At 40.2% G+C, this 15,298-nt stretch carries 9 protein-coding genes and 1 tRNA gene; 4 read left to right on the forward strand and 6 right to left on the reverse strand.

The features are described 5' to 3' along the window. Positions 1-149: 149 nt before the first annotated feature. The 5 genes from ACFO3G_RS00160 to ACFO3G_RS00180 form a co-directional block, all read right to left on the reverse strand. On the reverse strand, positions 150-3,404 hold the full coding sequence (locus ACFO3G_RS00160) for a S41 family peptidase (RefSeq protein WP_380076829.1): 3,255 nt from the start codon (positions 3,402-3,404) through the stop codon (positions 150-152). 181 nt (positions 3,405-3,585) lie between these two features. Then, a complete protein-coding gene (locus ACFO3G_RS00165) occupies positions 3,586-5,634 on the reverse strand; it encodes a M13 family metallopeptidase (RefSeq protein WP_380076831.1) in 2,049 nt (682 codons plus the stop codon). A 12-nt stretch (positions 5,635-5,646) separates the two neighbouring features. Then, positions 5,647-6,558: a nucleotidyltransferase family protein gene (locus ACFO3G_RS00170; RefSeq protein ID WP_380076833.1), complete on the reverse strand. Its 912-nt coding sequence runs from the start codon at positions 6,556-6,558 to the stop codon at positions 5,647-5,649. A gap of 433 nt (positions 6,559-6,991) precedes the next feature. After that, positions 6,992-8,095, reverse strand: coding sequence for a redox-regulated ATPase YchF (gene ychF, locus ACFO3G_RS00175; RefSeq protein ID WP_380076835.1), 1,104 nt, complete (start codon positions 8,093-8,095; stop codon positions 6,992-6,994). A gap of 644 nt (positions 8,096-8,739) precedes the next feature. Continuing rightward, complete coding sequence (locus tag ACFO3G_RS00180) at positions 8,740-9,009, reverse strand: hypothetical protein (protein WP_380076837.1); 270 nt, start codon at positions 9,007-9,009, stop codon at positions 8,740-8,742. A 247-nt stretch (positions 9,010-9,256) separates the two neighbouring features. Between ACFO3G_RS00180 and ACFO3G_RS00185 the strand changes: the two genes are divergently transcribed. The 4 genes from ACFO3G_RS00185 to ACFO3G_RS00200 all read left to right on the forward strand — a co-directional run bounded on the left by ACFO3G_RS00185 (position 9,257) and on the right by ACFO3G_RS00200 (position 14,260). After that, positions 9,257-9,328, forward strand: a tRNA-Met gene (locus ACFO3G_RS00185). Positions 9,329-9,513: 185 nt separating this feature from the next. Further along, on the forward strand, positions 9,514-10,938 hold the full coding sequence (gene cls, locus ACFO3G_RS00190; RefSeq protein ID WP_380076839.1) for a cardiolipin synthase: 1,425 nt from the start codon (positions 9,514-9,516) through the stop codon (positions 10,936-10,938). Between the two features lie 52 nt (positions 10,939-10,990). Beyond that, complete coding sequence (locus ACFO3G_RS00195; RefSeq protein WP_380076879.1) at positions 10,991-12,325, forward strand: deoxyguanosinetriphosphate triphosphohydrolase; 1,335 nt, start codon at positions 10,991-10,993, stop codon at positions 12,323-12,325. Positions 12,326-12,559: 234 nt separating this feature from the next. Continuing rightward, positions 12,560-14,260: a tetratricopeptide repeat protein gene (locus ACFO3G_RS00200; protein ID WP_380076881.1), complete on the forward strand. Its 1,701-nt coding sequence runs from the start codon at positions 12,560-12,562 to the stop codon at positions 14,258-14,260. Positions 14,261-14,360: 100 nt separating this feature from the next. Here the strand turns inward: ACFO3G_RS00200 and ACFO3G_RS00205 are convergent, their stop codons facing one another. Continuing rightward, complete coding sequence (locus tag ACFO3G_RS00205; RefSeq protein WP_380076841.1) at positions 14,361-14,750, reverse strand: nuclear transport factor 2 family protein; 390 nt, start codon at positions 14,748-14,750, stop codon at positions 14,361-14,363. Between the last annotated feature and the right edge of the window lie 548 nt (positions 14,751-15,298).

Consider the following 15,298-nt stretch of genomic DNA (forward strand, 5'->3'; position numbering starts at 1 on the left):
ACATCCCAAATATCATTAGAGCTGCTTCAAGTACAGATTTGGGCAAAAAGAAGAGCCATATCCCATCTCTGATAGGACATGGCTCTTAAGTAGTTAGTTTAATCAGCATCTAAGCTAAGTCAAAACATCATTTGGAGACTATTGCATTCTCATTTGATGTTAAAATCTTGAGCTCTGGGCGAACTTGTTTCTTTGATCATTTCGTCAACCGCTCTTTTCAGCTGAACATCTCTTCCTGCAATATAATCTTCCGGAGTATTATAAATCAAGATATCCGGTTCGAGCTCTTGATTTTCCAAAGCTTGTCCCTGCATATCCAAACTTGTCACCTGCGGAATACCGAAAACAATTCGCGGGTTGATTTGTGTTTCCCACCACACAGCAGTCATAGTACCGGGAACGGGAGTTCCAATTAGTTTGCCCATCTTCAATGTCTTATAAAACCATGGGAAGCCGTGACCATTGCTATAGTTTCCTTCACTTTGAAGCACACAAGAAGGTCTGCACCACTGCATAAATGGGTCCGGACCAATATATTGTCCTCTGGGGGTATACCTTATCGACAACTGACCTCCAAGTAAAATTACAAGGTCATCATGCAGCCATCCACCACCATTATAACGAGTATCAATAACAGCAGTCAAAGCATTTCTATATTTACCGAGCAAGTTCTTAAACACCTCTCGGAAACTCTTACTGTCCATGGCTCTCACATATACATAAGCTACTTGATTGCCACCCCATTTTTGCACAAGATCTTCCCTTCTTTTGAGCCAACGACGATAGAGCAATTCTGATTGATCTGATTGACTGATAGGCTTGACAATCACATCCGAAGATTTCTTTCCATTCATCACTTGAAGTTGGACCCTCTTGCCTACTTTACCATTCAATAGCAATTCGATTGGTTCGTTGGCTTTAATAGGCTTACCATCGATTGATGTAATGACACTACCGGAAGTAAATAGGCTGTCTGCTCTATCCAATGGACTACCACTGAGCACTTCAATAATTTTCAGTCCATCACCTTTGTATGATTCGTCAAAGAAGGCTCCCAAGGCAGCAGTAGCAGGCGCATTATTTTCAGGGAAGTATCTTGCTCCCGTATGTGAAGCGTTGAGCTCACCAAGCATTTCGCTAAGCAACTCGGCAAAATCAACATCGTTATTGATATATGGCAAGAACTTTTTATAAGCTTTGCGATAATAGTCCCAATCAACTCCATGCAACTTTGGATCATAAAATTTGTCTTTGACCTGCTTCCAGGCATGCTCAAAGATATATTCCCTTTGGGCATAAGGCTGAAGTTCGAAGTTTGCCCTAAACTCTACCGGCTTAGCACTTCCGTCCAAAGATATTTTCTGAATACGCTGACTATTACCACAGAAAATAGATGTGCCATCTTTAGATAATTCGAGGTTTCCACCCTGTATGCCGTTTACAAGCATCTTTGTAGAGCCATCATCCAAATCCAATTCCCACAGACCAATGTTCGTTCCATAAGCAGCCAAATAATAGAGTTTTGTACCCTCCTTATTGAGCACAGCATCATAGAGACCGCCGGAAGCCATTGTCAATCTTACGGTACGATCTGCTCTATTGGACAAATCAAACTTAACCGGTTTGACAGAATCTTCAACTTTTGACTTATCCTTTTTTGTTTTCTTGGCCTTTGAATCCGTTGATGATACTGAATCTGCAGAAGCATAAAGTTCTCGTTCTTCCTTGGATCGCTTAAATTTCATATAAGCATCAGCATCGAGAAACATCAGATAATAATCATCTTCAGCTCCCCAACTGCCGTGGCTTCTCATACCGGCTCTATCAGACGAGAAAAGAATAGCTTTTCCTCCAAATACCCATTTACCACCACCTTCACTATAACCGCTTTCTGTAAGATTGGTAAACTTACCACTACCATCAGCGGCAAAGATGGCAATATCCTTATTGTTCCATCCTCCTATACCAATAAAGTCAGTCAAGATCCACTTGCCATCCGGAGACCATCTGAAATTTTGGTCACCATCGACATAAGAATACTGATATTTGCCGGGCATAATAACCCATTCTTTGCCCGATACAAGGTCCTTACCAACAATCTCGGTTCGGTTCCTCAAATAAGCAATTTTTTTGCCATCGGGACTAAACAAAGATTGGAAACACGGAAGATCTTTGCTTGTAGTCAAAGGCTCTTCTTTGATGTTTTGAGCATAGCAGAAAAGCTTGTCAGACTTATCTGTCAGTTTTGTTGCATAGATATTCCAGCATCCATCGCGTTCGGATGAATACATAAGCATTCTACCATCAGGAGAAAACTGCACATCTCGCTCTTGCTCCGGCGTATTGGTTATTCGCTTTGTTGTACCATATTCGACATTAGCGACAAATACATCACCATGCACTACAAAAGCAACTTCTTTTTGATTCGGTGACAAAGAAAAAGATTGGCAACCACTCGTAAGTGTTTGATATTTGATCGATTCGGTCTCTGTATCTGCATAAATCTTCACATCTACTTTACAGGGATCTTTGGCATTGGTCGGAAGAATATACATTTCACCATCATAACCAAAAGACAATGTACCATCCTTGGCTATGGACAAAAAGCGAACCGGATTTTTAGTGAAGTGTGTAATCTGTAGCTCCTCTTTTTCGTTGGAAGCATCCGGACGATAATAGACATTGGAATTACCATCTTTCTCAGAAAGATAATAGAAACCTTTGCCGCTGATATCCCATACAGCATTACGATCTTCACCCTTAAAATGGGTCAATTGCTTAAAAGATTTGCCATCTTCTGATCGCATCCAAATATCGCGACAAACAGAGGCTTTCTCATGTTTCCTAAAAGGATCCTCATAACCTTTGACATCTGTATAAATAAAAGCTCCGTCGGGACGAACCGAGATCATCTCCATAGGATAAGAGCTCAAGCGATGTGAGCGTCCTCCTCTAACCGAGACAGAATAAACCTGTGGGAAAAGGTTGGAAGGGAACATACTAAAAACATGATCAGGCATAACAAATGAGTTGTACAAGATCGTGCTATCATTTAAGAAGGTATTGATATGCTCTGACCCACTATTATATGTCAAACGAAGAGGATTACCTCCTTCACTTCCAACAACATAGATATCAAAACTACCTTCTCGATTACTTTCAAAGGCAATCTGCTTCCCGTCGGGACTCCATTTGGGATTGCCATCATAAGCCGGATTGGCTGTAATCCTCTTGGCTACACCGCCATGAACCGGTACGGTATAAATATCTCCACCGTAACAAAATGCAATTTGCGAACCATCCGGGCTGATAGATTGATGCCTCAGCCAAAGCGGACTTTCATTTGCATACATACTTGAAGAGATTGCAAGAGCTCCTACAAGTGACAAAAAGAATTTCTTCATAACTGATTATACTTTAGTAGCGTTTAGAGGCAACTTCTCTCGAGCTACATCCAAACATATCTTAGACGTGTAAAGTTACTTTTTCTATCATCATTGACAAAGACGAACCTCAATTAAAAAGCCCTCTTGATCACTTAGGACCAAGAGGGCTTTTGGTATTTATTTAATAATGATCTGCATTTTACCAGATTACAATTCTTTCCTCCGGAGCAAGATACATCTTATCGCCTTCTTTTACATTGAATGCCTTATACCAATCATCAATGTTGCGAAGTGTTTGATTGACACGATATTCACCAAGGCTGTGAACGTCAATAATAGTTAGACGCTTCACCTCAGCCGGGCTCATATTCTGACCCCACACTCTTGCATAAGCAATGTAGAAGCGTTGATCCGGTGTGAAACCATCAATCTTCTCAACCTTCTTGCCTTCCAATGCTTTTTGCATAGCCAAGTGTGCAACAAGAAGACCGCCTTGGTCTGCAATGTTTTCACCAAGAGTGTTTTCACCATTTGCATGAACACCCGGTGCAACTTCAATCTTATTGAATTGGTCTACAAGCACTCTTGTCGCCTTGTTAAACTTCTCAGCATCTTTATCTGTCCACCAATTAATCATGTTACCATCTTTGTCATAGTTACGACCTTGGTCATCAAATCCGTGAGTCATCTCATGACCAATCACGACTCCGATAGCACCATAGTTTACAGGATCATCAGCATTTGAGTTGTAGAAAGGAGGCTGAAGGATACCTGCAGGGAAACAGATCTCATTGGTTGTAGGTTGATAGTAAGCATTTACAGTCTGAGGATACATATACCATCTGTCCATATCAACCGGCTTACCAAGTTCAGACATATTGAAGTCATACTCAAACTTGTTGGCACGCTTCATATCTGCATAATAGCTATCACCCTTGATATCCATCTTGCTGTAATCTTTCCACTTGTTGGGATAACCAACCTTAACCTTGAAACTTGAAAGTTTCTCTTGTGCCTTTTGCTTTGTTTCGGGGCTCATCCATGTCAAAGAGTTGATTCTTTCACTAAGAGCCTGACGAAGGTTTTCGATCAGTTGCTCCATTCTTGCCTTGTCGTTGGCAGAGAAATAACGATCTACATACACCTTACCCAAAGCTTCGCCAATAGCACCTTCTACACTTGATACAGCACGCTTCCAACGTGGACGCATAGCTTGTACACCTGCAAGTTCCTTGCTATAGAAATCGAAGTTTGCCTTGTAGAAGTTATCGCTAAGATAAGGAGCAGCTCCACTGATTGTACTTACAATCATATAGTCCTTAAGTTCTTCAAGCGAAGCTGAAGCAAACCACTTGTCAAACTTGTCGAAATAGCCTGTCTGTCCAACATCCCACTTCTCCATCTTAAGACCGCGATCTTGAAGATAAGTTGCCCAATCGAAACCTTTGTGAGAAGCCACAAAGTCTGCCACATTGAGCATATTGTAGTTTTTGTGAGTGTCTCTCAACTCCACAGATGAATATTGCATATTGGCAATGGCTGTTTCTACCTTCATTGTATTGTCAACCATTGTCTTAGCTTGGGCTTCATCAAAACCTGCCAATTTAGAGATCTCTGTCAAATAATTGATATATGCTTCACGGATCTTCTTATTTTCCGGCTTTAAATAATAATCTCTATCACCCATACCTACACCACCTTGATTGAGGTGCATGATATTGATAGTAGAGTTTTTGTCGTCCGCAAAAACATAAGTACTAAAGAAGGTTTGAGATCCTTCGCTATCAAACTTTGCAAGAAGCTTGATTAAATCTGCCTTCGTACTAACTCCTTCGATTTCTTTAAGCTCTGACATAATTGGTGCTGCACCATCTTTGTTGAGCTTAACACTATCCATTGCTTCATTATATAAGATAGCAATACGACTTTCATCTGTACCCGGTTTGAGATTTTTGGCAGAAGCTAATTCTTCAATAATTCTGTGAATACGAGCTTCAGAACTATCTCTCAAAACATCAAAAGAACCAAAACGGCTCTTATCCGATGGAAGCGGATTGTTTTTCATCCAATTTCCATTGCAATAACGATAGAAATCGTCTTGAGGTTTCACGGTAGTATCCATTGCTGACAAGTCAATTGCCGGCACACCGTTAGCCTCAGCTGTAGCTCCATCTTTCTTGCCTGAGCAAGAAGATAATAGCAAAGCCGATCCCATTGAAAGGATCATGATCAACTTAGCTTTTTTCATTGTGTTAAAGATTTATTTAAATAATTTGTTAGGATATACACCTGTTTCGGCCAACTCCTTCAACTTGGCTTGCACAGAAGCTCTGTCTTCTTGGTATGTCACACCAAACCAATGAGATTTTGTTTTCAAAACCTCGACAGAGGCTTTCCCTGTTTCTATAAGTTCATTAACTACAGAAGGGATATAAAATTCACTCTTAGGCTCATTTAATCTTTCATCAAGAAACTGTCTCCACATGGCTCCGGCATATTCAAAGAAATCCGGCAAAAAGCCCCACATATTCATTGATACCGTAGATGCTTCGGGAAGAGCCTTTTCCTTAGAAGGATCGAAAGGATCAGGACACACAATGGCATCCCCCTTGCGTATGATACCGGTATGTTCGACAACTCCGGTCAGAAGGTTTTTTGCGTCCACGGAGCAAACACCTCTCGATACGGCACCACTTTCGCTTAAAGTCTTGGACAACTCGAATCCGACCATACAATACCGTCCCGATTCATTCGCCATATTGGACAATTTTTGGGCCAGAACTTCAAAACTGTTCCTACCATAAAAATCATCGGCATTGATAACGGCAAAGGGCTCCTTAATCTTATCTGCACCCATCAAAACAGCATGTCCGGTACCCCACGGTTTTTCTCGATCCTTAGGACAGATATAACCTTGTGGCAACGAATCCACCTCCTGGAAAACAACCTCTGTTTCCACCGTAGCTTCATACTTTGCCAATACTTTTTCTCTAAAGGCCTCTTCGAAATGATGTCTGATGACAAAAACAATCTTGCCAAATCCGGCCTGAATAGCATCATAGATAGAATAGTCCATAATAGTTTCTCCATTTGGACCCACTCCGTCTAATTGCTTCAAACCGCCATATCTACTACCCATTCCGGCAGCCAATACAAACAATGTTGGTTTCATAAAATATCTAATTAGTCTATTAATCATATGGGACACTACAGCAAAGAGAAACCGGACAAATTATATCTTCGACTACAACCTCATTTCTCAAAGACCTGTAGTGACATCAAAAAATGGTACAGCCTAACAGCTCTGTCTCGGCATTATCGAAAAGAAAATATAGGAGTCTATAATTCAAACTTTGCGGATCGTTTGAAGCTCGCTTCAGATAAAGACCAACTCGAAAAATTCTTTCAGGCAGTTTACGAAATAATTCCAAACAGCTTCTAAATACCATGCTAAAAGGCTACTGCCTATCATATTGCTCAATTGTCAAACCAAACAACACAATGTACCAAATACAAATGTACTTAAATGAAACTATCAGTCAAATTAATATCACATAGAAACTGCTTAGAATTTATTTCGTACTGACTTGAAAAGAGGTTGTTGATTAGACATTAAATCTAAAATGCATGATATCACCATCTTGCACAATGTATTCTTTCCCCTCAATATGAATCTTACCGGCATCTCTGACAGCAGACTCAGATCCATATTCTATATAATCCTCATATTTAATCACTTCCGCACGGATAAAACCCTTCTCAAAATCAGAGTGTATGACACCTGCACATACGGGAGCCTTTGAACCTTTGTGATAAGTCCAGGCTTTGACTTCCATCGGACCGGCTGTAAGGAAGGTTTCCAAGTCGAGAAGTTTATAAGCCGACTTGATAAGACGGTTGACGCCACTCTCCTCAAGACCAATCTCTTGCAAAAACATCTGACGCTCATCATAAGTTTCCAACTCAGCTATCTCACTCTCAATCTTAGCAGCAACGACCAATATCTCGGCATCTTCATCCTTTACCGCTTCACGAACCTGCTCAACATAAGCATTTCCATCCACAGCACTTGATTCATCTACATTACATATGTACAATACAGGCTTAGCAGTCAAAAGACATAGTTCCTTAGCAGCCTTGAGTTCTTCTTTTGAATCAAAAGTCACGACACGAGCATTCTCACCCTTCTCTATGACCTCTTTATAAGCTGTAAGGACATTCAACATCACCTTAGCTTGCTTGTCACCCCCCGTTTGTGCCTGCTTGTAAATTCTCTGATACCTACTCTCGATTGTCTCCAAATCTTTAAGCTGAAGCTCTGTATCAATGATAGCCTTATCACGAACAGGATCGACACTTCCATCGACATGAGTAATATTGTCATCGTCAAAACACCTTAAAACATGCAAAATCGCATCTGTCTCACGGATGTTAGCCAAAAACTTATTACCCAAACCTTCACCCTTACTTGCTCCTTTGACCAAACCGGCAATATCGACAATCTCAACTGTTGTTGGAACAATCTTTTCGGGGTGAACCAATTCTGCCAACTTATTAAGACGCTCATCCGGCACTGTTATGACACCAACATTAGGTTCAATGGTGCAAAACGGAAAGTTTGCAGACTGAGCCTTCGCATTCGAAAGGCAATTAAAAAGTGTGCTTTTCCCAACATTGGGCAAGCCTACTATACCACATTGTAATGACATCTATGTTTCCTTTTTTTGTTTCTATTTCGTTGCAAAGATAAGCGAAACTTAAGAAGCTCTTTAAGTTTGCTAAGAAGCCGTTTTGAGATTATCACAAAAGGACAAGCACTTTCTAAAAATGTATGTAAGCTAAAAGCAACAAAACTTGATAAAACCTTACTAAGATATGGAACATACATCCAAAGTAAAAAGGGCAAATTCACGTAAATCCAACTGAAATATGATAAGTAATGTAAATATATTTAAGCGTTTAAACTGCCTAAAAACTGCTCTTTAGTCAACTTGAAACAGGCATATTCTCCACAAACCCCATAAGAGATAGGACGGTTTCGTCCTATCTAAATGTTAATATATGTATAGGCGTTATTTTATGGACAAAAAGGCGGCTTAAAAATAGCTTTCAGGCCCCCTTTTTGGGAAGGTCGCGCGACTTGCAATCCATTCTCGCGCTACCTTGAACCTATACTCGCGCGAGGTTGCACCTGAAGTAGCGCGACTTTGCATGTCAAGGTCGCGCGAGATCGGATCGAAAGTCGCGCGAGAACAGATTGCTTCTCGCGCGAGCTTATTTGTTAAAATAGCGCATAAAAAAGTCCGTTTCGTACTAATAAAACGGGCAAAGTCGGTAAGAAGGTCGGATGACCCTAACCCTCGAATTTGATGTTTTGTGATTGAATCGCGTTTGTTTGTATAGCTTTTTGATCATAAGTCAAGGCAACAGTATTTAACAAATAGAGTTCTCTCACTACGAACTTCACAGCCCAATGAAACGACTCCTCTGTAAGTCTGCTTTTGATGTTTGCCTTAGTTGACTCAGAAAGGCAGTTGTGGAGACAAAGTTTACCGGATTGAAGGTGCAATCCTCCAAGCGGCAGCATAATTGTAAGTATGGTAAAAATGATAATTATCTCCATGGTTTTTTCATTTAATAGTTGCCAAGATACCAAATTCGAAGGACTTTAGCAACGATCAATCAGATTGTGCTACGTGCTATCCAAGAGAAACTAAGCGAAATCGAGAGAATAATACAGGAAATATTACACACGCTTAATCAGCTTACAACAAGAGATTTAAACGAATAACTTGCCATCACAGAAAGAGAAAACCCACATAAAATTTTGGAAGTATGAATAATAATCGTATCTTTGCAGTGCAATTGATCGCGGAGTGGAGCAGTGGTAGCTCGTTGGGCTCATAACCCAAAGGTCGTAAGTTCGAGTCTTGCCTCCGCAACTAAATAAAAGCTGTATCAAACAATTTTGTTTCGATACAGCTTTTTTTATTCCCACAAATAGATGAGACGATAAGATTCAAGAGAGCTAAACCAATTGGCATATTTTATTACCTTTATGATATTTATAGGCATTTATATATGCTTTATCAAACAAAATCAAGCACTTTGCTAAATAATGATTCATATGGACTTAATATTATCCATTTTATACGCTCTTCTTGTTATTAGCTTAATAGTGGTTATCATCAGCGAAAATCGCAATCCACTTAAAGCCACCTCATGGCTTCTTGTGATAACACTTATCCCAATAGTAGGGATTTTGCTCTATTTTTTGTTTGGACAAGATCAGAGACGCAGACACATTATGAATCGGAGGGTTTACAAAAGACTGATGCGCAGACCTAAGTTCTTGTCTATCCCCAACGAAGTGCTTTCGAAGATGAGTGATAGTCAAATAACACCACTGATGCGTCTACTCAAAAGAAATTCCGACAATCCGGTTCTTTTCGCGACCCAATCCCAAATATTTACTGATGGGAAAAGTAAAATATCCTCTCTACTTGAAGACATCAAGATGGCTCGCAACCATATACATATACAATATTACATCATAGAAAATGACGAATATGGCAATGAACTGGCCGATCAACTTATCGAAAAGGCTAAACAAGGCGTGCGTGTCAGATTGATTTATGACCATGTAGGATGCTGGAACACCCAAAGATCATTCTGGGAGAAACTCAGAAAAGGAGGGGTGGAAGTTTACCCGTTCATGCCGGTAGTCTTCCCTCTTTTTACGAGCCGAGTTAATTATAGGAATCACAGAAAGCTTGTCATCATAGACGGGAAAATAGGATACTTCGGAGGGATGAACATTGCCAAGCGATATATCGACGGCAATAAACTTGGTCTTTGGCATGATACTCATATCAGGATAGAGGGTTCTGCCGTAGCAAGTCTACAAACGAGCTTTTTGATTGACTGGTATGTTGTATCAAGAAAGGTGATCAATATCGAAGGTTGCTTCCACGGTCCGGACACCCCCACCCCAAAAGAGACAGACATCCCGATGCAGATTATACCGGGAGGACCTATTGGTGAATGGAGATCTCTTGAACAAGCCATCACATTTCTGATGAGTCGTGCCACCAAGTATGTATTCATTACGACACCCTACTTTTTACCAACCGAAACACTCAGCAACGCTATCACCACAGCTGCGCTTGCCGGAATAGAAGTAAGGCTCCTGATTCCAAAGAAAAGCGACACTAAGTTTGCACAGGTAGCATCCCTATCATACATTCAGGATATGTTAAGTGCAGGAGTTAAGGTCTTTTTCTATACCGGAGGCTTCTTACACGCCAAAATGGTTGTAGTAGACGACAAAGTAGCCTCTGTAGGATCTACCAATATGGATTTCAGAAGTTTAGAACACAACTTTGAGCTAAATGCTATGATATACAAACCGGAGATGGTCATAGCTTTAAAAAACTGCATTATAGATTTACTTAATGATTCCGAAAAGATCGAAATCGAAAGGTGGCAGCAAAGAAGTAGATTTCAAAAGTTTATGGAGAGCTGTATAAGACTATTTGCACCGCTATTATAAAAGGAATTATTCCAAAACAGATTTAAAGGACACAAAATACATGAACAATATAATGCAATGGGAAAAGCTAATCTCAGACAAAAGACTTGGAGTAGATAGCTCAAGAAGCCCCATAATCAAAGGAGTACGAACAGATTTCGAACATGACTATGATCGAATGGTCTTTTCATCTCCCTTTAGAAGACTTCAAAACAAAACACAAGTATTTCCCCTTCCGGGCAATGTGTTTGTACACAACAGACTGACGCACAGTTTGGAGGTTAGTTGTGTTGGAAGATCCTTAGGAACAATCGTTTCGAGGGCTCTTAGAAAAAAGCATGGCGAAACACTTTTTCCCCAAGATGGGACAATCAGTAGTATTGTAAGTGCAGCATGCTTGGCTCATGACCTTGGAAATCCTCCTTTTGGACACAGTGGAGAAAAAGTCATTGGAGCCTATTTTAGTGAAGGGAATGGAAGGAAATGGAAAAACCAAGTCGAAGATGAAGGGGCAAGATGGGCCGACTTCACTCACTTCGAAGGGAATGCCAATGCCTTTAGACTTCTCACACATCAATTCGTTGGAAGACGAAAAGGTGGATTTGCCTTAACTTACAGTACATTGGCCAGCATCATCAAATATCCATACAGCAGCCTATCGGTAGGAGAGCAGGGGAAATTCGGATTCTTCGAAACCGAAGAACAGACCATGATAGAAATAGCAGGGCATCTGGGAATGATAAAGATATCGGACTACCCTCTGAGATATTGCAGACACCCTCTTGTCTACCTGGTCGAAGCCGCCGACGACATTTGCTACCAGATAATGGATTTAGAAGATGCCTATAAACTCAAAATATTAAGCTACGATGAGACACTTCAATTGCTTACGGACTTTTTCCCTAACGATGTCTCAGACCAACACCTTGAGATCTTACAAGAGATAGATGACACAAATGAGAAAATTGCATACTTAAGATCCAAGGTAATCAACCTACTGGCAGAAAATTGCGCCCGTGCATTCATCGACAATGAAGACAAAATACTAAGAGGTGAGCTCAATGGTGCACTCATATCGCATATAAATAAGAGAGAAAGAGAGGCATACAAAAAATGCTCCAAGACGGCGTATGCAAAAATATATCCCGCAAGAGATGTTCTGGATGTAGACCTTGCAGGACATCAAATATTCGCAGCTCTACTGGATAAACTCCTCGAAGCATTAAACCATCCCGAATACTTATACAGCAAATCCTTACTATCCAGAATAAGTTCACAATACGATACAAAGCAACAATCAATGTATGGCAAGATACAATGTGCACTCGATTACATATCAGGAATGACTGATATATATGCCTTGGATATGTATCGCAAAATAACAGGAATGAGCCTACCGGCCATATAAAAATGGCTTGGAGCATGCAATGAGTTTGGATCCAATCCGGATATATCATTAAATAGATGGCTCATGCCAAAACGTTATAAACGGGTTCTAAGGTTGAGGCACTATTTTATTATACTTAATTGTAGTAACTTTGTAATGTATTTAGGGTAGTTGAGCGCACGCGAGCAGGGAAACATCCTTAAATCAATGATTGACAATAAGTTAAAATCACAATACAAAATTTTTTAAGTAATGATGAGAACAAAGAATCTTATTCGTGTAGGAGTAGTCTCAATAGCTGCTCTGTCGTTGGCGTCTTGTTCTTCTAAACTACGTCCTTATTCTGCGGACTTAGTTAAAGTAGAACCAAAACCTCTTGAATTAGTTGGAGGGAAAGTGCCTGTGACTGTAAATGCCACATTCCCATCCAAATGGTTTAAGAAAAAAGCAGAACTTACTGTTACACCGGTATTACAATATCAAGGTGGAGAGGTTTCTGGTCCTTCTTTCCAATATCAAGGCGAAAAAGTTTTAGGAAATGCACGCACAATCTCATTTGCAGATGGTGGCGTAACCAAAATGGACTTTTCGTTTGATTACAAACCTGCAATGCAACAATCTGAGCTCTATCTTGAACTTAAAGGAAGAAGTGGCAATAAAACATACAGCCTTCCAAAGGTAAAAGTAGCTAATGGCGTTATCTCAACAGAAGGTCTTGCTTCTGCCAAAGATGCTTCTGCCGCTATCGCTCCCGATGCATTCCAAAGAATCATCAAAGAGGCTCACAACGCAAATATCCTGTTCCTTATTCAACAAGCAGAAATCAGAAGCAAAGAGCTTGGCAAAACAGAAATCAAAGACTGGAACAAGATTGTCAAAAATGCAAATGATGCCAAGAACCAAAATGTATCTGTAGAAGTACAAGCATACGCATCTCCGGATGGTGGTTTGGAACTTAACGAAAAGCTCTCCGAACGTCGTGAGAAAAATACTACATCAACCCTTAAAAATCAGTTTGCAAAAAACAAGATCAAAGGTGTAGATGTTACTGCTAATTATACAGCTCAGGACTGGGAAGGATTTAAAGAATTGGTCGAAAAGAGCAATATCCAAGACAAAGACCTTGTTCTTAGAGTCTTGCAAATGTATCCGGATCCGGAAACAAGAGAAAAAGAAATCAAAAACATCTCTGTTGTATTTAAGCAACTTGCTGAAGAAATCTTACCTCAGCTTCGTCGTTCAAGACTTACAGCTAATGTAGAAATCATTGGTAAGAGCGATGAAGAGATCCAAAAGCTTTCTAAAAACAACCCGAAAGCACTTAATGTAGAAGAACTTCTCTACTCAGCTACATTGACAAATGATCAAGGCGAACAAGAAAGAATCTACAAGGAAGCTATCAAATTGTTCCCTAAAGATTACAGAGCTTACAACAACCTTGGTATGCTAAGCTATGCCAACCAAGAATACCAAGCAGCTAACCAATGGTTTAACCGTGCTAATGATGTGAAGCCGGGCAATCCTGAAACAAGCATGAACCTTGGTCTTATTGCACTTGAAGAAGGAAACAAAGATAAAGCAATGCAACTCTTTGGAGCTGCAGGTGAAGTACCCGAGCTAAAAGAAGCCAGAGCTCTTCTTCTTCTCAACCAAGGTAAATACCAAGAAGCTGTAGAGCTGTTTGGTGACACTAAGAGCAACAATGCAGCTGTAGCACAAATCCTTAACCGTGACTACAACAAGGCTATTGCTACTCTCAACGCTATTGCAAGACCTAACGCAACTACAAGCTATCTAAAAGCAATCATCGGTGCTCGCACAAACGATGCTACTCAGGTTATCAACAATCTTCGCACAGCTGTCCAACTTGACAGATCAATGGCAAAGAAAGCAGCTAAAGACCTTGAGTTTGCTAAGTATATGGCAGACGAAGCTTTTAAGCTAATCGTGAGATAATAAGATTAGAATAAGCTAATCTTTGAAACAGCAAAGGGGGTATGCCGACCAAATGGCATACCCCCTTTTTGATTCCTAATTGCCAAAAACACTTTTGGTATCAGAGCTTCTGATCTACCAACCACTTACCATCTTGTTTAACAAGGTCTATTCGATTATTTGACCCCGTCTTATCCTTGTAGACAATCCAGCCACGACTCTCGCCAATGCTATCCTCAACAACCTCAAACTGAAAGCTCTTCATCCCCTCTTCATCTATCTTGGAGCTGTCAAGGCCTTTAATAAAATTCAATAAGCCTTTGGTACTCTCCGTAGCATACTCGGCTGCGCCATCATAGTCATGATTGTAAGCTCTCGAAACAAACTCTCGAGCTGCCTGCTCAGCATCGGCACGATCGCTATGTTTGCAAGATGTAAACCCAATGATACAACAAAATGCAACTGATAAAACAAGGGCAAAAGAGAAATAGTGAAAAGAATTTGTTTTCATAATGATTTATATAATGATATTTTATGCAATACAAAAGATAGCTTCAACAAGGAAGTTACCCCTCGCCTTATGTTACCAAAAGTACAAAACACAACCTATTTAATGTACTATTGAAAGCCTGACAAACTAACTTCAACTCCAAGAACCCGTTGAAAAGATATTGTAAGTGCAAGAGGAAATCAAACCAAGAATCTTCTCTAACGCCCTTTTCCTTTCCCTTCATAGCATCAACTAATGACATAATAATGAGTTGTAATCGCTACATTTGTACCTTGATAGGATCCTTATGGGGCTTAGGACCTGTTTTGAATTTATTGGCTGATATTGATTTGTATCAATTACAAAGAAACCTCCTTCAAACACTTTGAAGGATAGTTCAAAACAGTTATTCAGTGCATGATATATTCAACACTCAAACGTGCACTTATAAAGATATGGACTACCGAAAGAGGCGCAAACTCTATTCATCCATGATCTTTGCCCGCCTATCCCCGAGAGTCTCCACAATATTACCTTTGTTATGGTATTACAAAGATGAGCAAATAGGC

The organism is Falsiporphyromonas endometrii, assembly GCF_042654485.1.
In the GTDB taxonomy this organism is placed as follows: Bacteria; Bacteroidota; Bacteroidia; order Bacteroidales; family Porphyromonadaceae; genus Porphyromonas; species Porphyromonas endometrii.